This is a genomic window from Bacteroidales bacterium (assembly GCA_012519055.1).
In the GTDB taxonomy this organism is placed as follows: domain Bacteria; phylum Bacteroidota; class Bacteroidia; order Bacteroidales; family Salinivirgaceae; genus JAAYQU01.
Genome location: JAAYQU010000021.1, coordinates 18683 through 40034, shown reverse-complemented (window position 1 = coordinate 40034; position 21352 = coordinate 18683). Strand labels below are relative to the sequence as shown.

Sequence of the window (21352 nt, the reverse complement as noted above, 5' to 3'; positions counted from 1 at the left end):
GGTCACAATCCAGTATACCCCGCTTCTATATCAACTTAAATTATTATTTACGGTTTTTCACCGAAAAGTCATAACCAGCTTTCAGTGCAGCAAGATTAGAGTTAACGACATCATCGCCTTTACGTCCGAAAATATCTCGAAGACCATTCTCAAAACTTTCATACGGCATATCTAAGAAAGGAGCGGCTGCCCCGAGCATAACAATGTTCATTGAACGTTTAGATCCCATATCTTCTGCTATGGTATCGGCATCGATAATTACAACGTTGGGTAGTTTTTTCAACTCTTTCATAATCTCATCTTCCGATGGATAGTTTGGAATGTTTTTAATAGGAGTTGTGTTTGTAACAACATATCCTTTGGGCGATAAAAATGGCAGATAGCGCAATGCCTCCATTGGCTCGACCGACAAAATCATATCGGCAGCTCCAATAGGAATTAAATCTGAATGAATTGGCTTGTCGCTTATGCGCATATGTGAAACCACGTCACCTCCACGTTGGCTCATTCCGTGAGTCTCGGCTTGTTTTAAATATAGGTTGTTGCGTAGAGCGGCAGCACCTAAAGCAGCTGCAATTGACAGAATACCCTGCCCTCCTACTCCACATAATATTAAATCAATTTTCATGATAATGTTTTTAGTGATTAATAGTTATTATTTAATGCTTACTGCTTTTTCTCTTTAGCTTCTTTCTTTTTTCTACGAACGGCTTTTTGGATACACTCACGTCTCGGAATTATAACAGAAACGCCTTTATATTCAATCTCACGTCTAAATACCTCAACCATCTCTTCGTGGTTTTTCTTCAATGGCAGTAAAACATGAATATGCTCAGGCTCAACTCCCACGGCTTCGCAAACTTTTTCAATAATACCAACAGCCGACGAATCTTGACCTCCGGTCATTGACGTTGATTCGTTATCGGAAATTATTATGGTAATTGGTGATTTCTCTCTTACAGCATCAATCAAACCTGTAATGCCCGAATGTGCAAATGTTGAGTCACCAATAACTGCAACGGTAGGAACTAATCCTGCATCGGCAGCACCTTTTGCCATTGTAATTGACGCTCCCATATCAACGCAAGAGTTGATAACACCATAAGGTGGCAACGCTCCAAGCGTATAGCAACCAATATCAGAGAATACGCGTCCTGTACCATATTTTTGCATTACCTCTTTTAGAGCAGTGTACATATCGATATGCGAACATCCTGTACACATTGCAGGGGGACGACCAACCACAACTGCCGGTATATCAGCACCCGGATTGATTTTTACGCCAAAGGCTGCTGCAACAAGAGCGGGATTTAACTCTCCATCACGTGGCAGAGTGCCATCTAAACGTCCTCGTACAGGCTCTTTTGCCAAAAATCCTTTAATTTGCTCTTCAACCAACGGATAGCCATCTTCGAGAACAATAATCTCTTTTACCTCCTTAGCCATCTTCTCGACCATTTTGCGTGGCAACGGATATTGAGAAACTTTAATCACAGGATATGGACATTTATCTTCGGGATAATTTTCGCGAAAATAATTATAAGCTATACCGCAAGCAATTACGCCTTTTGATTTATCTTTTCCGTCAAAGTATTTGTTCCATTTCGACTCTTCACTTGCTTTTTCAAGTTCTCCTTGTATTGAAAGCAACTTTTTGTAGTTTCGTCTTGCAATTCCTGGCAGTAAAACGTATTGACGAGGATCTTTCGGTAACAAAATCTCGTTCTGTTTTTTTGTTTCACGTGTAGCAACACCTGCTCTTGAGTGAGCAATACGAGTTGTAAGTCTAATCATCACGGGAACATTGAATTTTTCGCTCAGCTCAAATCCCTCGTAAGCCATATCGTAACACTCCTGTTGTGACGATGGTTCAAGTACTGGAACAAGCGCAAATTTTGCAAAATATCTACTATCTTGCTCATTCTGTGATGAGTGCATTCCTGGGTCATCGGCTGCAACTGTTAGCATGCCACCATTAACGCCTGTTACGGCTGCGTTCATAAAACAGTCTGCTGCAACATTCATTCCTACGTGTTTCATACACGACATTGAACGTTTTCCGGCATATGACATACCTAATGCAGCCTCCATTGCAGTTTTTTCATTGGCAGACCAATCACTACGTATTTTTCTATCCTTAGCCTGTTTGCTATCTTGGATATACTCGGTAATTTCGGTCGATGGAGTTCCGGGATATGCATATACACCCGACAATCCACCGTCAATAGCTCCTTGAGCTAATGCCTCGTCGCCTAAAAGTAATTTTTGCATTGTGTTATAGATTTAATTATGTAGTTATTATTAATAAATCAGTTATCAACCCCTAAATTTAGTCAATTTTTATCTTTAAATGTTCAAATTTTTATATTATTGAAAAATATAAGTGATATTTTGACATATTCTCAATCACCCCTTAACTACTGCGAGTGGCGATAGTTCCACCTTTATTTTTACCAAATCTTCTTGGTTTGCCATAACATGTGCAATGTTTTTATAGGCGGAAGGCGCTTCTTCTAAATCACTTTTACTTCTTACAGCATGAACAATTCCTAATCTATCGAGCTTTCGCTGTTCCTCTTCAAGGTCTAATGTTCGTATTGCTTCGTTTCGTCCCATTTTACGACCTGCACCATGTGAACAGCTTGCGAAACTTTCGGGATTTCCTAATCCCTCAACAATATAGGAGTTTGTACCTTGCGAGCCGGGAATAATTCCAATTTCACCTTTATGTGCAGAAGTAGCACCTTTACGGTGTACAACCACATCTTTGCCAAAGTGATTTTCCCATTGAGCATAATTGTGAGCAATATTAATAATTTCGCCAAAATTGATTTCTGGGAAATAATCAACAAACACCTCTTGTACTCTTTTTAATATCAACTGACGATTTGCAAATGCAAAATCGACACAATATTTCATTTCGTTATAATATTTTCGTGCCTCTTCAGTTTTAAAAGGTAGAAAAGCGAGGTCAGTCTTGGAGTCAATTGATGAGTACCAAAGATTATTCAGGTTCTTTGCTATGTTGTTATAATGTTCTGCAACTTTTTTACCCAAATTTCTACTTCCCGAGTGTATCATAATCCAAATAATATCCTCGCTATCTTTTTGAATTTCTATAAAGTGATTTCCACCCCCAAGTGTTCCAATTTGTTTTAATGCTGAAGCATATTGATTTTTTATTATATACAAATTATCAATATTGTAGTTTTGAGGCATAAGGTTTTCATCTTGAGCATTATCATGATGCGAAAACCCAACTGGAATTATTTTTCTTATATCATCTACAATATCTTTTAATTTTTTCCGAATATGTGGTTCATTCTTTAAATCTGTCTTGACTGCACACATGCCGCAACCTATATCTACTCCCACGGCATTGGGTACAATCACTCCTTCTGTAGCCATTACTCCCCCGATAGGCATTCCGTATCCAGAGTGCGCATCTGGCATCAAACAAATGTGTTTAAATGCAAAAGGCAGATTAGCAAGATTTTTTGCCTGTTGAAGCGTATTTGCGTCAATCTCATCAAGCCAAAGCTTGATTGGTATTCTTTCTGTATCTATTACTTTTTTCATCTTTTTTAGCTTGTGCAACACTCAAAGATATATAAAATTAACAAAAAGGTAAATTAACTTTTTTAAATCATTTGTAATTTCAACGAAATTCAATCTTTTATAAAATAATACAGTAGTAAATACCGATATAACATATACATTATCCAAAAGAACTACTGCTAAATTTGAACCAAAGAATATGTACAATCGGTATAAATCGGCCTAAACAGATAGCTTTTTGCGAATCTTTTTAAATACATCAGAACCATATTCAACAATTAATACGCCTGAAATAATAAGTACAAGTCCTACTAATGTTGAGAACATAATTGGTTCTGAAAGAATAAATCGTATAAAAAACAGTGATAAAAATGGAGCAAAAAATATAAAATGCGATATCTTTTCAGGCTTCGAAGCATATCTTAATGCGGTTATCCACAAAACAAAGGCAATACCCATTTCAAACCATCCTGAATATATTGTGGCTAATGCCGACTGAGTATTTGGTATAGCAATTTTAATATCAAAAACCGTTATCCATAATAACGTTGCTAATAATCCAACGACCTGATTTATAAACAGAAACCGCACAGGCTCTACTTTAGATGACTTACTTATAATCCAATATGTTGCCCACACCAAACTGCTAAAAACAGCGAGAAAAACACCTACTCCATCAAACGATAAAACAAATATGTGTCCGCGCGATGCAATAAACATAACGCCTAAAAACCCAAGCAATAAACCCCAAATAACGTTTTTCGCAACTTTTCGCTTATTAATAAAAGCTGACATTAAAACCAAAACAATGGGCCACGTATAGTTAAGTGTTTGAGCTACTTGTGCCGGAAGTCTATCATAAGCTTCGAAAAGAATCAGATAATACGCAAATGGATTTAATAGTCCCGAAAGAACTGCCACCAAAAAATCTGAGAACTTAATATTTTTAAATCCTTTCCAACGATCTGTCAACGTAATAAATACGCACAGAAATATTATCGATGATATTATTACGTAAAAAAGAAAACTTATCGGCGACAAACCCTCTAATCCTAATTTAAAAGCTGTTGCAACAGTTGACCAACACAAAACTGCTCCAATAGCTAATATTTTGGCTCGGGAATCGTATGTATCGTTTGACATAAAACAGTTGCTATGAGGACTTTAATAGAGTTCTTCTAAATTGCTAAAACATTGGATCCCAAGGTGGTAACATTATTGGTTTCTTCTCTAATACTTTAAGCACATCAGCCGAAAGATATTTCTTATGAGCAACGAAACGGAACATATATTCGTCGAACCAAGCATCGGTAAACGTTAAGTATCCGTTATATCCGCTACTGCTTCCCCAGCTGTTTTCGAATTGCCATTTGGTTGGTTTCTCGTTCTCGTCAACATCAACAGCAATTAGTGTCATAGCATGTGCCGAACCGCTTTCACGTGTAATAATCCTCGCTTTTTTATCCATTCCGAACGGAATACCATAAATTGACTCATAATCATAATTGTCTAAAGACAATATCCCTTCTTTGTTGTTTAGTTGCTTGCCCACGTCGCTTGACGTGTACATTGACTCATTTCCCTTTATTGATGCCACACATATCTGCTTAATAACATCGTTAGGCAGGTTTACGTATTTCCAATTTACGCCCTCTTTGGTATTTCTGTAGTTTTCAATCTCGAAGTATTGATAATAAGGACGCGTTGGGTCGTTCATAATCATCACATACTCATCATATTTTACATCTGGCAGTATCTCCTGCATAAACTGTAATGGAGTATATTTTTCAAACGATTTTATTTCGCCATCTTTAGTCTCGTAACGCCATGTAAATTCAGCTGGAGGTTCGCCTAAGTGAAAACATAAAATACGGTAAATATCTGACAGCATTGTAAGTTTCTGTTTTTCAATATTTTTTCTGTCAGTCTTTTTACCACCAAACTCCTCGCGTAAATTGTAGCCGTGTTCTCTGAGTTTTGTTTTTATGATACTTGTAAGTTGTCTTGTACTATTGCTACTATTGGTTTCAGGCATTACAGACTTGGGAACACATCCATATTTCTGAACCAAATTAACGTAAAGATTCCACACACCTCCGTCATCAACTGGCGATTTAAAGTACCACTCTACATAGCGATCATCCCAGGGTTTATCAATAGTTGCAATAACATTTTCGAGAAATAGGTTTGATTTTTCTAAAATATCCCAAAAGTAGAGGTAGTTCAATGAGAATTCGAACGATGAGACATTCAATTTTTCCATCACTGCGGGACGCAATGTATTAAGACTTGCAAATGCCCAACAGCGACCAGAGCTTTTTTGATCAGTTATACCACTTACTTTTACTTTGTATTTGAACAGGTGATCGGTTTTGCCTTCATTTTCAAGATTTACAACCAAATCTTTTAAACTATTGTGTGTTAAAGCGTTGGTAATTGCACGTGTTGCAAGATCGTTTTTGTCGTAGCTTTTACGTAATTGGAATAGTTCGTCGTTGCCGATAGTGCCCTGTTGAGCAAATGAGTAAATTGTGGAAATAGAAAGGACTATCAGCGTTAAAAATTTTACTCTCATGATATTATTTTTTAGTTTACCTACAAAGTTAGCCATTTAAAGATAAAACAAAAATAGCCGGCAACTAAAATTTTGTTGCCGACTATCATTATGGAAAGATTAAAAAAATCCTAATTGCGCTACCCGTATTATTCGGTAAATCCTAAATCCGCATTCCAAAATCTATTTTCCTGGGCATTGTTTAACTATTTCCTTATCAAGACCATGGCTACCATAAGCCTTGTCGAACTGTTCGCTAAATTTACCTGCTAACATTTTGGCTGTGACATCGAAATCGTTTTTGTCAGCCCATACATTTTTAGGTGTCAAAATCTCTTGTGGCACATTTGAACACGATTGTGGTATGCTAACATGGAAAATTGGGTCAGTTGTATATTGAACATTATTTAAATCGCCGTTTAACGCTGCATCTACCATTGCGCGAGTGTAACGCAATTTAATACGTGAGCCAACTCCATACTTGCCACCACTCCAACCTGTATTTACTAAGAAGACCTTAACATTATGCTCTTTCATTTTGTCTCCCAACATTTGTGCATAAACGGCTGGTTGAGCTGGCATAAAAGGAGCTCCAAAGAAACGGCTAAATGTTGCTTGAGGTTCGGTTACTCCAGTTTCTGTTCCAGCAAGTTTTGAGGTGTAGCCCATTAAAAACCAGAACATTGCTTGACTTTCATCCAAACGTGAAATCGGAGGTAATACACCATAAGCGTCTGCTGTTAAAAATAGAATTGTTGTGGGGTGTCCTCCAACCGACGATTTCTTAATATTTGTCAGGAACTCCAACGGATACGATGAGCGACTGTTTTCAGTATATCTTGTATCAAAATAGTCAACCTTTCCATTTGGATAAACCATTGCATTCTCAACAATAGCACCATGTTTTAAATAGTCGTCTTTGTGCATAACAGCGTTCCAAATTTCGGGCTCTGCTTCGTGCGTAATATCTATCATTTTTGCATAGCAACCATTTTCAAAATTGGCAATGCCATTTTTGCTCCAACCATGTTCATCATCGCCTAATAATGCTCGTTTTGGATCGGCTGAAAGTGTTGTTTTACCTGTGCCCGACAATCCTAATAAAAGTGCTGTACGACCGTCAGTTCCCTCATTTGCAGAGCAGTGTAGAGGAAGAATACCTTCTAATGGCAAATAGTAGTTCATTACGGTAAAAATCAATTTTTTCATACTTCCCATATATGCCGAACCGTAAACGATACCTACACGGCGATCGAAATCCATTGCAACTGCTAAATTAGATACTTCACCTTTTTCGTTCTTGCGAAGTCGTCCTTCATATCTTTCAGTGTTTACCTTGCAATCAGGCAGCGATATCAAAATAAATGGCTTTTCAGCGAAAATACTATTTTTAATATCACTCGGAACTGGACGAAACATATTATCTACAAAGAGGCTTGATAAAGCTTTGTTTGTCACTGTTTTAACAGGAAGTGCATATGCTGAATCGGCACCTACAACACGATCAGTTTCATATATTTTGTCTGATTTTTCGAGTGTTTTGATAGCATCTTCAAATAGCATATCAAAAGTGTCTGGTGCCATTGGGATATTGTTGGGTGATGTCCAGTCAATTAAGTGTTGACTTTCAGGATGTTTTACCATGTAGGTATCTTTTGGGCTACGCCCTGTTGATTCAGGGGCTGTCCACGTTGCCAAGGCACCACACTCCATTATCATTGCTTCACGCTTTTTAACACTAAGTTTAATCATTTTGCGACGGCTAATATTTTTAGCAACATTACCGTGCTTTTTCAGCATTTCGCCGATCTGTTCTTTAAAATTTTTATCTTTCATATGTTTATATTTTTTCTGTTTGCTCTTTTATAAAAAATTTGCACGCCTATAAAAATAAAATCACCCTGACCTTAAAAATTGCACCTTTATAGGTTTCAAGCTTTTTTATGACAAGGGTGACTGTTCGTTTTCCTATATATTTCTCTTACATATGTTTTTACCGTAAGTAAAACACCATTTTAAATACAAAGATAGGATGTATTTTGTTACTACAAACATTTGCACCGTTTTATTTCCTGATTTTCCTAATGATAGCTTTAATTTCTGGCAGTTCGTGCAAAAAATTTGAAGTAAAAATCTCTTGTGGTGACTCTTCAATTTGCGACACTGTCCACCATCGTCCTTGAGAAGCCTCTTTAGGGTTAACCTTCGGTTCTTGCTCAGTTACTTGAACAAACGAAAAGACCATTTCCGACTCCTCATGGTCTTTCCAAATATATTGCGCCCTCAAACTTATGTTCGAAGGTTTAAGTTTTGTCTCTTCAAACATCTCACGTTCCAAGGCTTGTTCTATGGTCTCTTTCCACTTTACATGACCTCCTACTGCAGAATCCCATTTGCTGGGTTGTGTTTTTTTATTCTCCGAACGTTTTTGAAGAAATATTTGCCCCGATGGATTAAGAATTTGCACATGAACAACCGGGTGTAGTGCAAAAGAGCCTGTGTGGACATATTCACGCGTAGCTTTACCGATAACGTTCCCTTTTTCATCGAGAATTGGAACATACTCAACACCCCAAGATTTTATCCATTTTATTACAAAAGGAGCTAAAACCGCGATTATTGCTGCAAGGAAAAAACCAACTCCCGAAATAAATACGCAAACAGTCATACTCCAGTGAAAAGCCGCATAAAAAACTAAGGCTGTATGTGCTATCAAAACATACAGCATAATCTTCATATTTTTTCTTAATAAGCTGATATTGTCATCACTAAGTTTAAATCTACCAAAAGAGAATCGTTCTGTAAACTGCTTGAATACATCGTGGCTTCCAAATACAATGATGCCCAAATAGATTAAAAAAAGTGTCTGTGTAAATCCTGGTTTTAATTTTAAGAAAAGTTCACTTTTAAAGAGAGCTGTGGCGGCTCCTAAAATTGACAAGACAATTATATCAATAATTAAGAATTTGTCTAAAAACCTCTCTCTAATATACTGAACAGCAAAAATAATTAACCCGCACGATACCGATATTATTGCCGATGTAGTAGTCTCAAACAGACTTTCCGCGAGAATAAAAACAACTAAAGGAATAAGCCCCCAAAAAAGTTGGCTCGTAAAGGAAGATGATTGTTTTTTCATTACAAAAAGCTAATTATTAGATAAAGGGATAATGATTTTGGCACCAACTTTAAGTTGGTTCTCATTAGTTATTTCATTAGCTTTCAATATATCTTGAGTACTTGATTTATAGCGTTGTGCTATCGTGCCTACTGATTCACCAGAGCTAACCGTATGAATTGCCTTAACAGGTATCTTTATTTTTTGGTCGTATCGTAGAGTTTCTGACGTTAAATTGTTTGCCTCTTTAATTTGCGCAAATGTAACATTATACCTTTTACTTATACGAAACAGGTTTTCTCCTTTTTGAACTTTATGTTCATAAAACTGATGTTCTGTCTGTTTTGCAGGTGTTTCCTCCTTAATTTCCTTCTCTTTCTGTTTTTTTATCTCTTTTGTTTCTGGCTCTTGTTTCTGCTTTTGCACCTGTTTCTCAGTTGTTTCAGTTCGTTTTTTAACCAACGCGTCATCTTTATCGCCACTGTTTAGAAAATAATCTAATGATAAAATCAATATTATAGACGCTAACAATACTAAAGCAAAAACAGTTATTACCCTTTTGTTTTTGATGATTGATAGGGGCTTATCTTGTTTAACTTGTTTAACGTCCTCTTTTGTTTCTTCGCTGTGATTTTGATTGTCTGTATCATCATCTGTGTGATCAAACTCTGAGTTGAAATGATTAATCTCTGGCATATCATTCAAATCAACTACTTCTGACTTTACGGATTTACCTTCAGGAGGCAGATCATTTTTATCTGTCAATCTTGCAAGTGCTACAGTAGCATTATCGGATGTTTGTTGTTCCTCTAACTTGAAGATAATCTGATAACTAAGCAAATCGATAGAAATATCGTCTTGATATAAAAGTTCAGCTATTTGTTGATCCGAAAATACGGTAAACACACCGTCTGATGCACAAAGGATAACATCATTATTAATCGCTTGAATAGGATTTTTGCAAATAGAAAAGCGTGTATATTTTTCGCGACCTAAAAGAACAACTGACAACTGATCATCAACATTTGGTTTAACCAATTGATAAAGAACACCTTCACGTTGAAGAACAAGAGCATTGTTTCCTGTAGATGCGTAATAAATTAAGTTGTCAACAACAATTACTAAAAGGATATTCACTCCCATTTGTAAAAAACGTTCGTTTTTCATTGCATGGTCATAGACCGAAAAGTTAGCTAACATCATAGCTCCCTGCAATGCTTTTATAGGATTTTTTATGGGATTCCGCTTAAAATGTCGCTTCACACCCTCTAAAGCAAGTTTGGCAGCTAATGCTCCTCCCTCATTGTTAATACCATCAACACCGTCACAAAGGACGATACCCATTCCGCCAACAAGCTCAAAGCTTTCACAAATATCGGTATTATACTTTTTTTCTTTACCAAGAATTGTGTGTGATGCAAATTGTATTTGAAGTTCTGATTTTATATCCATTTCTCAAATCAACATTTTTGTTGTTTTGCTTTTTAAATACTGTAATGCGGTGTTATTAAGAAATACTTAAAATTGCACATATAACGGCATATTTTCAAATTCATTAACAACTCCTGATTTATTTATTTTCTTATTTTATTCAGACTACGTGTAACTCCGAACAATTCAATTGATTTTTTATTATAAGCTTCGGCAGCCTCCTCAGGTGTTGAAAATGTACCTAAGTTCAGTGCTTTGCGGTTAACATAAATAATAGCCTGATACTTGTTTCCGCTTTTAACTACACCTCTGTACCCAAATTGATTGTCTGTTTTTGACGTGTTTCTAACAACGTTCGACAAAGAGCTCCATTCTAAGTTATCTAATTTACAATTATTTGGATTTCCATCTTTAAAACGCACCCAGTAACGATTAACCTTATCTGGTAGAGCAATAAATTTTTCAGCTATCACTTTTTGCAGATATATGGTCTCATTACGATATGTACCATCAGACTGTTTCCAATTTTTTTGAAAAAAAGCGTACCCTTTACTGTGACGACGAAGATTATCTAAAAATTTGATTTTTGCCAAATGCGGATCATTCACAAGATATTCATAAACTCTTGCGTCAACAACTGCATAATAATCACTGTTCTTCAAAGGAATTTTGCATGTCATAACTTTCTGATTTAGTGATTTGCTCTCAATATATTAACTTTTCATTAACAAAAATAGATAATAAAATAACAATATGCAACATTTAATACCAATTGTAATTTTAAAATAGTCCTATCTTTTTAAAATTTTACAATGGAAAATACCGATGTTACAGATACATAGCTCAAACGAATGATGGTGAAGTTTAGACTATAAGTAGTTGTCCAATCGGTATAAAATCAGAAACATAGTGACAACAAGTTTTTTACAATAAAAAAATGCTCTGTTTTTTAGTTATTATTCTTCTTTTTTTCTTTTAATGCACCTAACAGCTCAGTCATTACCTGTGAGTTGAAATGCTTAATATTTGTATTAATCAATATCTCACAATATTTAATTGCTTCGTCATAATTGCCTAACATATAATCCAATAGCGCAAGTTTATGCATTGCTATTCCGCTAAAAAATGGAGAGTTACTGTTGTCAATTGCTCTCTTGTAGCTATCGATAGCTTCTTGGTTTTTCCCAATAAATGAGTAAGCATCTCCTAAAAGAATCGGAATTATTGAAGGTGTATAAAAATCTTCTGTTTTACCTATTGTCGATAAAACTTGAATAGCTTTCTGATTCTCATTTAACTTCATAAAACATATGCCCGCGTATATTTTAGCCAAGCGGCTCTGTTTTGTCTCCTTTTCAATGTTTTCATAAAAATTAACAAAACCTTTAAAATCAGAGTTTCCGTTAAGAGCTAATGCCCAATTTTCATCTCTAAATGCGTATTCTGCAGGAATTATCTCTTTAGAAGCTGTGCTGTCGTAAGGAAGTTCATCATTGTACTCTTTTAGAAGCATGTAACTGTCTTGTTCTCTGGCTATATTTATAATTGGATATGCTTTTTTTGTTATATCGCCTAAATATATATCATTGGAAACATTTGCCATAAACTGGTTGTTTAGACGAGTTTCCGAATCCATTGTCTGTTTAATTTTTCTCTCTGCTGTTTTTCTAACCATAAACACTCCTTTATCTCCTTTAAATAAGTCAGAAGTTTTGCCAACTTTTAATCCCATCAATACTCCTCGTAAATTATATTCTATGCCGAGTGTTGGAATGGTATATGAGGACAATAGCATATTTTTTATCCCAATAACTTCTCGTTTCAATATGTTTCCATTCTCTTCCAGCGTGTCTCCTTTTTTTACACGCTGTGCTATTCTATTGTATAAGGTGTCTTTTCTGTATAAAACTATGTAATCATCTCGTACAATGTCTCTTACTTTTTCAAAGGGAATATATCCTGTTGGGACAATGTCGGTTACAGTTAGTATATATGCTAAATTGTCTCTAAAGAAAGGCGGAGATACTGTATTAATAGTGTTTTTAAAACACCATTGAAGCATATCAATTGAGTTGGGAATATCGTTTAAGAAATAATATGTATTGACTAAATTCAAATTAGTTGTAGCATACCTGTTTTCAACAGCTTTAACAAGCAAATCATCACCAGTTTTAGATTTTTTGGAGATTGAATTTGCCTTCTTTTTCATCCTCTCAATATCGCGGTCGTTTGGCTCAACATCCATATATAATACATCGACTATCACGTGACTTTGTGATGTTTGTGATGTTTCCATAACATGCATTATATGTCTCTTGTTATGTGATTCTATTTCAAAATAAAAATCACTTGGAGCTGAAAAACATGCGGTATTGTAAGGCTCAACCAAATCTCCGGGTTTTATCCAGCCTATTTCGCCACCATTTTCGTTTGACCTTGTATCGGCACTATATTTTTCTGCTAATTTTCCAAAAACATCTTTATTATCGTTGATTTTTTTCATTAATTCCACAACAAGAGAAGTGTCCTCTCCTCTTAGCATAATATGCCTAACTTTTACAGAATCGGGAGCTGTATATTTCTCAATAATTTTCATTAATCTATACGAATTGTCTTGTAGATAAGGACCTCTAAGATCTCCAACTTTTCCGTTTTCGAAAAATCCTAACAACTCTTTTTGTGTTGTATTCAAATTATAATCAGCAGAATAGAATTTTATAGACTCGTTTTTATCAGCAAGAGTTCTAAAATCAGAATCAGCAAAGTTTTTAAGAGCCTCGAAACGTTTCAACTCTTCAATATGATTAGCTGAATCTACCTCTGGTTTTATAGTTACAATCGTAACATCCCTTGTTTCTTGCTTATAGTAGTCTTCTTGGTAATCTTCATATAATTTCACTAATAAAGAGTCGTGGCTTGGGGTTATTTGTGCCTCAGTGTAAGGAATAAATATATAGTCAAAATCTATTTCAGTACTCAAATATTTGTCATAAAACTTCTCTTCTGCCGGCGAAACAAAAAACGATGAAGAGACGATGCTTCTCATCTTTTTTATCTGGTGTTCATAAACCATATCTTTAACAAAAACATCCCAAGTTATTTTCGGATCGCCTGCAGTATCACTCTTAATAAGCTCTACAAACCTTTTGGCTTCTTCGGGTTGATAAACTCCATTTGCATCGCACAAAAATGGCATTGAAGTCAGATTTGAATGAGGATGAGCTCCAAAAACCATATCATCAATTTCGTAATCAGAGACTCTCAAACCTAAGTATTCGATTTCGGGTTCTATTAATTTTTGGATAAACAGGTCGTTCCACGCTTTTATGTAAAACTGTGCCTCTGTCTTTATTGGAATTGCAGCTCCTCTTGATACAATGTTTTCGTATTGTATCCGCTCATCAAAAATGCCTTTAAACACCGAATAGGGAATAGTTTCAACATAGTATCCTTCGGGGATATTTGTATGCTTGGTTACTGCTCCACAATCTGTTTTGTCTGATTTACAGCTAGTTAATATTAGGGCTAATAAAGTAATTGCAAGTACTACAAAAGAGCTTTGTTTTGTTATTATTTTCATTTTTATCAGGTTATAATATTTCTGTTTTACTTATCAAAACTCCAAAATTACTCAAACCTTTGGTTTTTTTGGTACTTGAAAAAAGAAAATCCAATAATAATTATTTGGAGAAGTTTGTAGATTGCTGATATACACTATGTTTAGAGAAAACATTTAGTTTTGATTGAAGTTTTAAATGGTTTGAGCTACTTTATTGCTACTTTTGTTTTTGGGATTATGTATCAACAGATGTATATGAAAAAAGTATTCACAATATTGTTACTATCAATTTTAGGTCTATGGACATTTGGACAGGAACTTGACAGAACCTTTTACTTATTAGGTTCATTGGAAGACTACATGGGAAGACATTATCCTAAAAACAATCCAAAACAATGGGGTTACATTCTTATACTTCATCAACAAAGAATTGGAGAAATCAAACGAATTGAAGAAATAACTGGTTCAAAATTCAGTCGCATGAAAAAGCGAAAAGACTGTCGCAACTGCCATGAGTTTTTTATCCTTAAATCCTTTTGTCTGGCTAGAGAAATTAATTCATTTTATAATTTTACCAAAATGAAGGAATGGAAAGACTTATTAGGATTTGCATTTTTTAATGGACAATTAGAATGTGATAAAGTTTTAAACGCAACTCATAAGCATCAGATTTCTTTTCTTGCAGGACAATTTCTTACAGCTGGAGAAAAAACAGAAAAAGGGTACAGGCTGTCGTTATACAACTCTCCTAAAAGATATGAATGCTTGATAAAACTATTGGAAAGTTTGAATTGCAAAATAAATACTAAGGAAGTAAAGAAAGGTATTCCAGTGAGCTTTGTCATTGAATTTGAACCAACTGATGAAATAATTAAAATTCTAGATAATGAGATTTTAAAAGAACAAACACTTACTAATAGTCAACCGGACATATTAACAGAAAATTAAAACTATAAAGAGATGAAACAGAAACTATTACTTATTATTGCATTAATTTTAACAGCAAAACTTTCGCACAGTCAAATAATTGACAGATACGGATTTAACACCGGACTTTCGTACTCCACTCAGACATGGGATTATAAACTAATCTCTTTTGACAGTGATAATAAATATAAATTTGGTTTTCAGGCGTTTCTTCAGGCAGAAAAAGATTTTGGAGACTTTTTGGCGTTACGAACTGAATTTGGATATATACAAAAGGGATTTAAAAACAATAGTATAGATCTAAAATTTGCAGACGGAACTACGGCAGAATTAATAAATGAAAATGCAGTATTACACGACTTAGCACTAAATATTGGCTTAAAAGCAAAGCCATTAAAAAGTGATTTTTCTCCATATCTTTTAGCAGGATTACGGGGCGACTATATGATTTCTAATAGTTGTATCATGTTTAAAGAACCAGCTTCAGGAATGACATTTAATTTTTTTGAACCTGAATTTAAGGAGTTTAACAAATTCAACTTAGGCGGATTAATAGGAGTCGGAATTAATATCAAAGATTTGATATATTTTGAAGTGGAGTACAATCCAAATTTCACAAAAAACCTTGATAATAAAGGATTGAGCGTTAAAGATAACTGCTGGGGAGCAAAAATTGGGTTGAATATTAATAAACTGATAAAATAAGGGTATAAACAAAAAACTCTATATAACCTTGAACTGAAAAAACAATTAAACGTATGAAAAAAATTAAAATTGGATTATTGTTTGGCATTATTGCAGGAGTTATTGATGTAATTCCCATGATTATTCAAAACCTGACATGGGATGCAAATCTATCTGCATTTACCATGTGGATAGTTGTTGGATTCCTAATTGCAACTATTGATTTAAAAATCAACTCGGTAATCAAAGGTATTTTGATCGCTTTCTTAGTTTTATTGCCTTCTGCTGTTTTGATTGGATGGAAAGAGCCTGTTTCACTAGTACCAATAGCAATAATGACAACAATTTTAGGTGGACTACTTGGATTTTCAATTAATAAAACTTTGACTAAAAAATGAGTACTTTTTCGGAAATTTGCATTTATGAGGTAAAACCTGACAAGGTCGATGAATTTGAAAAACTTATTAAAGAGGTCGCAGAACATCATAAATCCTTTGCAGGTGTGATTGATGTTAAATACATCAAAAGAACACACAGGCAAAAGGACTTTAATTCGGTGAAAAATGGAGAACCTGCAATCAGACTGACAAGAAAACCAGAAAGGGTAACTTATATTTCATATTGGGAGCTTGAAAATGAATTGATTCACGCCGAAGCAACAAGATCAGGATTAGAAAAATTCTACAAACGATTCAACCGATGTTTAACAACAATGCCAAAAATAATTCTTGGAGAGAGAATAAAATAAAGCGATACCACACTGTTTCATACATCAATATTTACTGGCAAATCCAAAATAAAAATAAATTTCTGATTATAAGTTAAAACTACGTTAACACAAATTTTGATGAAAATTGTATATAATTGCAATAAATAGTTATGCAATATCGATATTAGGTACAATTATTGCATTTAGCCATCTTATAAAACGATAGACTTAAAGTTAGTTAATGAGAAACTTTTCCAAGATACTTTTACTTGTTATTTTCATCAATCTATTTAGCTATGTATCAGCTCAAAATGGAGGCTTACAGATTAGCGGATTTTTGCGCGATGGCTGGAAGCCTATATCGGGTAGCATGGTGCAGCTGTACTCTTATGGCTCGCTGTTAATGGTTGCTGAAACAGATTTAGCCGGACGATTTAGTTTTGAGTTAGAGTTAAATCGTGAATATCAACTGATATTTGCCGCCTACGGTTATGTTACCAAAAGATTGACAATAGACACCAATGTTCGTGAAAATGAGGAGAGGGAGTGGGTATATTGGTTTAATATGGAGATTTTTCCTGAAATCCCAAATACAGACTTCTCAGTCTTTCAACTGCCAGTTGCCAAAATTTACTACTCACCAAATTTTGGCGAATTTGATTTTGATTACAACTATTCCGGAAAATTTAAAAACTTAAGCAATAATCTTATTTCATACGTAAAAAAGGAACGATACGCACAGTACAACAAACATATATCTCTTGCAGATAACGGAAAAAAGAGTGGCGATTTTGTAAAGGCAATCGACCATTATTTGATGGCACGAGTATATGATCCCTATGTTTTGTATCCCACAGAGCAAATAAACTCTCTTGAGACACAGTTATTAAGAAAGAGTAATAAATACAAAGCCTTTATTGAATTACAACAATTAGGCGATTCCTGTATGCGAGGGCATGATTTTTCAAAGGCATCGGTATTCTATACTGAATCAGCTTCTATGTATCCTGAAAACGATTACGCATGGTATAAAGCTAACCTGGCAGACACTTTAAACAGCAGGTTCGACAACTCGATGTATATAAAATTACAATACAATCATCATGTCTCTCTTGCCGATAAATATATAAGTAATCGCGACTATATTAACTCTTTGTATCACTACGAGTTAGCATCTAAGTTAAATCCAAACGATGAGTACGTTTTTAAACAGATAAAGTTTCTCGGTACACAACTGAATATATCTGTTGATCGGAGTGATAGCGAACAATACAGAAAGCTAATTGAAAACGGCGACAGATGTTTTCAAAACTCTGACTACGACAAAGCCGAACAATATTATAATGAGGCTCTAACTATCAACCAATCAGACCAATATGTTAAAATTCAGATTGATAAGATAAATAGAAAAAAGGAACTATTTAAACAGTTCTCATTCTCCCCTGAAAGTAGAACCAAAGAATTCATTGCCAATTTGGCAAAAACATATGATACTGGCTTAACACAAGAGTTTCACGAATGGGATGGGAAAAAGGTTGTTAGGATTATCATTAATGACGGCAGAGAAGCACGAGAATATGTAAAGACAGTATCAGACTCTGACACACTCTATTACCGCAATGGACAAAATATTTCTAAAGTAGTATTTCAAACGGAAACTGGACATTAATCTTGATAAAACAGACTCTACATTCAAGCTGATTTTTGTCTATAATACCACTGCTTATACCAATTGTAATTTTAAAATAGTCCAATCTTTTTAAAATTTTACAATGGTAAATGCCGATGTTACATATACATAGTCCAAACAAACAATAGTGAAGTTTGGACTATAGTAGCTGTCCAATCGGTATAAATACAATTTTTACAAATAGAATGCATATTTTTTATACTTTTGCGTTTCTATTATACTAAAAATCCCAAATGGACAATATTATACTTTCGGTTATTATAGTAAATTACAATGTTAGGTATTTTCTCGAACAGTGTCTCCACTCGGTTAGAAAGGCGTCTCAAGACATAAGTTGTGAAATATTTGTTGTCGATAACAATTCATATGACAATAGTTGCGAGATGGTTCGCAATCTATTTCCAGAGGTAAAACTAATTGAGAACAAAGAAAATTTGGGATTTTCCAAGGCTAACAATCTTGCTATCAGGAAATCTAAAGGTAAATATGTTTTGCTATTAAATCCCGATACCATTGTACAAGAAGACACTTTTACTAAGACCGTAAACTTCATGGAATCAACACATGATGCCGGCGGTCTTGGTGTAAAAATGATTGACGGCAACGGAGATTTTCTTCCTGAATCAAAACGTGGATTACCAAAGCCAATGACCGCTTTTTATAAAATATTCGGTCTTAGCGCACTCTTCCCTAAATCGAAAACTTTTGGGAAATATCATCTAAGCTATTTAGACCCAAACGAAACGCACGAAGTAGATGTCCTTTCCGGTGCATTTATGTTAATGCGGAAATCGGCATTAGATAAAGTTGGACTTTTAGATGAAACATTCTTCATGTACGGCGAAGATATTGACCTTTCATACAGACTACAACTTGGAGGCTACAAAAATTACTATTTCCCACATACAACAATAGTCCACTACAAAGGGGAAAGCACCAAAAAAAGCAGTGTAAACTACGTAATGGTGTTTTACAATGCAATGGAGATATTTTTCAAAAAACATTTCCAAAACCGCCTGATTGGAATATTTTCTATATGCGTCAAGTTTGCAATATATTTCCGCGCTTTTTTAGCAATCTTAAAAAGAGTAATTGCATCAATTACAATCCCCCTTATAGATGGTATTTTAATATGGTTGTTCTTCTATTTTGTTTTACCATTTTGGGAAGTCTTTAAATTCGGAGCGGCAGGCAGTTATCCCCCCTCTTATATAACATTTGCTGTTCCTATATATATACTTATTTTTCTTGTATCTGTGTTATATTCAGGTGGTTACGATAAGCCTTACAAAAATATAGCATATTTAAGAGGCATTTTAATTGGTTCGGGTTCTATATTATTGTTTTACAGTCTGTTAAACGAAGAGTTGCGTTTTTCACGTGCAATGATTATCTTCTCAACAATCTTTGCGTCAACTGTTTTGCCACTGTTGCGAGTTTTTTATGGAGCTATTGGCATAAAAGGCTACAGTAAAATTATACCTAAAAATCTTAACGTTTTAATTGCAGGAAGCTCAGAAGAGGCTGAAAAAACACGTCAAACAATTAGTAATTCACCCGAAGCATTTACGATTATAGGTAGAGTAAATAACGACATGGATGATACCGAAAAACTTGGCTCACTAGCAGATATGCCCGAAATATCACGGTTACACAATGTTGACGAAATCGTGTTTTGTTCATCGACATTAAGCGCGTCGGAAATTATCGATTCAATGATGTTAACTGAACTTTCGGGAGTTAAATTCAAAATACTGTCGCCAGATGGTATTGCCGTAGTTGGAAGCAGCTCAATACAAACTGACGATGAACTATATAACATTAAATTAAACAGTATTGCTAAACCTACCAATCTAAGGTTTAAAAGAACTATTGACGTTGCTCTGGCACTCTTTATTCTGATCACCTACCCCATACTTTTTTACTCATATAATAACAAGTCAAAAATAATTTCAAACGCTTTTAGTGTGCTGCTGGGCAAAAAAACATGGGTCGGATATATTCCAGATACAAGAGCCACACTCCCACCAATTAGAGAAGGTGTACTAAACCCTGCAATGATAAGGAAACAGGAGCTCTCTGACAAATCAATCGACAAACTAAACCGCTTATATGCAAAAGATTACAGAATTACAAACGATATAAACATAATTTTGCGTTGTTGGAAAAACTTAGGAAATTAACAAATTGTTCATTGCTAATTGTTAATTGCTTTTAAAGTAAGTTTTGTATTTTTGTTATTTTAGCAGATGTAATTTGAAAAACGAACTTCACTTATGATAAAAAAGATATTAATACCAATCTTTGGAGTAACGCTTATTTTAAACTCATTCGGTCAAAACGTTGGACAAAAGGGCGATGAAATAAAAAACTACACCGATATCAACGGAATGAAACAAGGACCATGGGAAGTAAAATATCCAAACGGACAAATCGCTTATGTAGGATATTTTAAAAACAATAAGCCCGTTGGGAAATTTACTCGTTACTACGAAAGTGGAAAACTCTTCTCAGAAGCTTATTTTTACGATAACAGTAAATACAGCAGCGTAAAAATGTATAACACTGCCGAACGTATAATTGGCAGAGGTCGATATTGCGACCAAAACAAGGATAGTATCTGGATTTTCTATCTCGATAACGGAATGCAAATTGCACAAGAGGAGTATAATAATGGTATTTTACATGGCATCAGCAAAACCTTTTACTACCCATCTGGAAATCTGCACGAAATAATCCCATATAAAGATGGGAAAAAACATGGTTTGTACGAAAAATATTACTCAGACGGCAGAATTAGAATGCGTGCAACCTATTGTGACGGCTTGATGTGCGACACAATGAAGCTATACTATCCAAGCGGAAGAATTGAATCAGAAATTCCTTACAAAAACGACTTGCGCAATGGAATCGAAAAAAACTACAGCGAATCGGGAAAAGTAACAAGCGAAATTCCTTACGAAAACGGACGTTGCACCGACCCTGCAATTGAGCTAAAGAAATCAAAAGAGCTTGAGGAGATTGAGAAAGTAAAAGGCACATTTCCTGATATCAACCAATTCGAAGACCCTTTAGATTTTTTAAGAAGACCATTAAGATAGTGTTTAACAAGCAATTACATC

The 21352-nt window shown here is 34.9% G+C and carries 17 protein-coding genes; 7 read left to right on the top strand and 10 right to left on the bottom strand.

From position 1 onward, the window contains the following. Positions 1-43 precede the first annotated feature (43 nt). From GX311_04250 to GX311_04205, 10 genes are all read right to left on the bottom strand, one after another. A complete protein-coding gene (locus GX311_04250) occupies positions 44-628 on the bottom strand; it encodes an indolepyruvate oxidoreductase subunit beta (protein NLK15590.1) in 585 nt (194 codons plus the stop codon). 38 nt (positions 629-666) lie between these two features. Beyond that, on the bottom strand, positions 667-2271 hold the full coding sequence (locus GX311_04245; protein ID NLK15589.1) for an indolepyruvate ferredoxin oxidoreductase: 1605 nt from the start codon (positions 2269-2271) through the stop codon (positions 667-669). A gap of 135 nt (positions 2272-2406) precedes the next feature. Continuing rightward, complete coding sequence (locus GX311_04240) at positions 2407-3579, bottom strand: RtcB family protein (GenBank protein ID NLK15588.1); 1173 nt, start codon at positions 3577-3579, stop codon at positions 2407-2409. 201 nt (positions 3580-3780) lie between these two features. Beyond that, positions 3781-4701, bottom strand: coding sequence for a DMT family transporter (locus tag GX311_04235; GenBank protein NLK15587.1), 921 nt, complete (start codon positions 4699-4701; stop codon positions 3781-3783). Positions 4702-4744: 43 nt separating this feature from the next. Continuing rightward, complete coding sequence (locus GX311_04230) at positions 4745-6133, bottom strand: C1 family peptidase (protein ID NLK15586.1); 1389 nt, start codon at positions 6131-6133, stop codon at positions 4745-4747. 162 nt (positions 6134-6295) lie between these two features. After that, positions 6296-7948, bottom strand: a complete 1653-nt coding sequence (locus GX311_04225) for a phosphoenolpyruvate carboxykinase (ATP) (protein ID NLK15585.1) — start codon at positions 7946-7948, stop codon at positions 6296-6298. Between the two features lie 229 nt (positions 7949-8177). Then, a complete protein-coding gene (locus tag GX311_04220; GenBank protein ID NLK15584.1) occupies positions 8178-9251 on the bottom strand; it encodes an NUDIX domain-containing protein in 1074 nt (357 codons plus the stop codon). A gap of 9 nt (positions 9252-9260) precedes the next feature. Next, on the bottom strand, positions 9261-10682 hold the full coding sequence (locus GX311_04215; GenBank protein ID NLK15583.1) for a LysM peptidoglycan-binding domain-containing protein: 1422 nt from the start codon (positions 10680-10682) through the stop codon (positions 9261-9263). Between the two features lie 122 nt (positions 10683-10804). After that, positions 10805-11341, bottom strand: a complete 537-nt coding sequence (locus GX311_04210) for a Pathogenesis-related transcriptional factor and ERF protein (GenBank protein NLK15582.1) — start codon at positions 11339-11341, stop codon at positions 10805-10807. A gap of 269 nt (positions 11342-11610) precedes the next feature. Further along, entirely contained in the window at positions 11611-14241 is a 2631-nt protein-coding gene (locus tag GX311_04205; GenBank protein NLK15581.1) for a hypothetical protein, read from the bottom strand. A 159-nt stretch (positions 14242-14400) separates the two neighbouring features. Here GX311_04205 and GX311_04200 point away from each other — a divergent pair, with 159 nt between their 5' ends. From GX311_04200 to GX311_04170, 7 genes are all read left to right on the top strand, one after another. Further along, positions 14401-15168, top strand: coding sequence for a hypothetical protein (locus GX311_04200; protein ID NLK15580.1), 768 nt, complete (start codon positions 14401-14403; stop codon positions 15166-15168). Between the two features lie 12 nt (positions 15169-15180). Then, positions 15181-15852: a PorT family protein gene (locus GX311_04195; protein ID NLK15579.1), complete on the top strand. Its 672-nt coding sequence runs from the start codon at positions 15181-15183 to the stop codon at positions 15850-15852. Positions 15853-15905: 53 nt separating this feature from the next. Next, entirely contained in the window at positions 15906-16229 is a 324-nt protein-coding gene (locus GX311_04190; GenBank protein ID NLK15578.1) for a hypothetical protein, read from the top strand. After that, positions 16226-16579, top strand: a complete 354-nt coding sequence (locus GX311_04185) for a hypothetical protein (GenBank protein ID NLK15577.1) — start codon at positions 16226-16228, stop codon at positions 16577-16579. Before GX311_04190 ends, GX311_04185 begins: the two co-directional genes overlap by 4 nt. 202 nt (positions 16580-16781) lie before the next feature. Further along, positions 16782-18209: a hypothetical protein gene (locus tag GX311_04180; GenBank protein ID NLK15576.1), complete on the top strand. Its 1428-nt coding sequence runs from the start codon at positions 16782-16784 to the stop codon at positions 18207-18209. 263 nt (positions 18210-18472) lie between these two features. Then, positions 18473-20413, top strand: a complete 1941-nt coding sequence (locus GX311_04175) for a glycosyltransferase (GenBank protein ID NLK15575.1) — start codon at positions 18473-18475, stop codon at positions 20411-20413. Between the two features lie 93 nt (positions 20414-20506). Next, positions 20507-21331, top strand: a complete 825-nt coding sequence (locus tag GX311_04170; GenBank protein ID NLK15574.1) for a toxin-antitoxin system YwqK family antitoxin — start codon at positions 20507-20509, stop codon at positions 21329-21331. The last annotated feature ends 21 nt before the right edge of the window (positions 21332-21352 follow it).

Excerpts from the sequence above, each read along its gene's own strand:
- GX311_04190 (NLK15578.1), top strand. The coding sequence starts at position 15,906 with ATGAAAAAAATTAAAATTGGATTATTGTTTGGCATTATTGCAGGAGTT.
- GX311_04235 (NLK15587.1), bottom strand. The coding sequence starts at position 4,701 with ATGTCAAACGATACATACGATTCCCGAGCCAAAATATTAGCTATTGGA.
- GX311_04210 (NLK15582.1), bottom strand. The coding sequence starts at position 11,341 with ATGACATGCAAAATTCCTTTGAAGAACAGTGATTATTATGCAGTTGTT.
- GX311_04215 (NLK15583.1), bottom strand. The coding sequence starts at position 10,682 with ATGGATATAAAATCAGAACTTCAAATACAATTTGCATCACACACAATT.
- GX311_04240 (NLK15588.1), bottom strand. The coding sequence starts at position 3,579 with ATGAAAAAAGTAATAGATACAGAAAGAATACCAATCAAGCTTTGGCTT.
- GX311_04185 (NLK15577.1), top strand. The coding sequence starts at position 16,226 with ATGAGTACTTTTTCGGAAATTTGCATTTATGAGGTAAAACCTGACAAG.
- GX311_04245 (NLK15589.1), bottom strand. The coding sequence starts at position 2,271 with ATGCAAAAATTACTTTTAGGCGACGAGGCATTAGCTCAAGGAGCTATT.
- GX311_04220 (NLK15584.1), bottom strand. The coding sequence starts at position 9,251 with ATGAAAAAACAATCATCTTCCTTTACGAGCCAACTTTTTTGGGGGCTT.
- GX311_04225 (NLK15585.1), bottom strand. The coding sequence starts at position 7,948 with ATGAAAGATAAAAATTTTAAAGAACAGATCGGCGAAATGCTGAAAAAG.
- GX311_04180 (NLK15576.1), top strand. The coding sequence starts at position 16,782 with ATGAGAAACTTTTCCAAGATACTTTTACTTGTTATTTTCATCAATCTA.
- GX311_04170 (NLK15574.1), top strand. The coding sequence starts at position 20,507 with ATGATAAAAAAGATATTAATACCAATCTTTGGAGTAACGCTTATTTTA.
- GX311_04205 (NLK15581.1), bottom strand. The coding sequence starts at position 14,241 with ATGAAAATAATAACAAAACAAAGCTCTTTTGTAGTACTTGCAATTACT.
- GX311_04250 (NLK15590.1), bottom strand. The coding sequence starts at position 628 with ATGAAAATTGATTTAATATTATGTGGAGTAGGAGGGCAGGGTATTCTG.
- GX311_04195 (NLK15579.1), top strand. The coding sequence starts at position 15,181 with ATGAAACAGAAACTATTACTTATTATTGCATTAATTTTAACAGCAAAA.
- GX311_04230 (NLK15586.1), bottom strand. The coding sequence starts at position 6,133 with ATGAGAGTAAAATTTTTAACGCTGATAGTCCTTTCTATTTCCACAATT.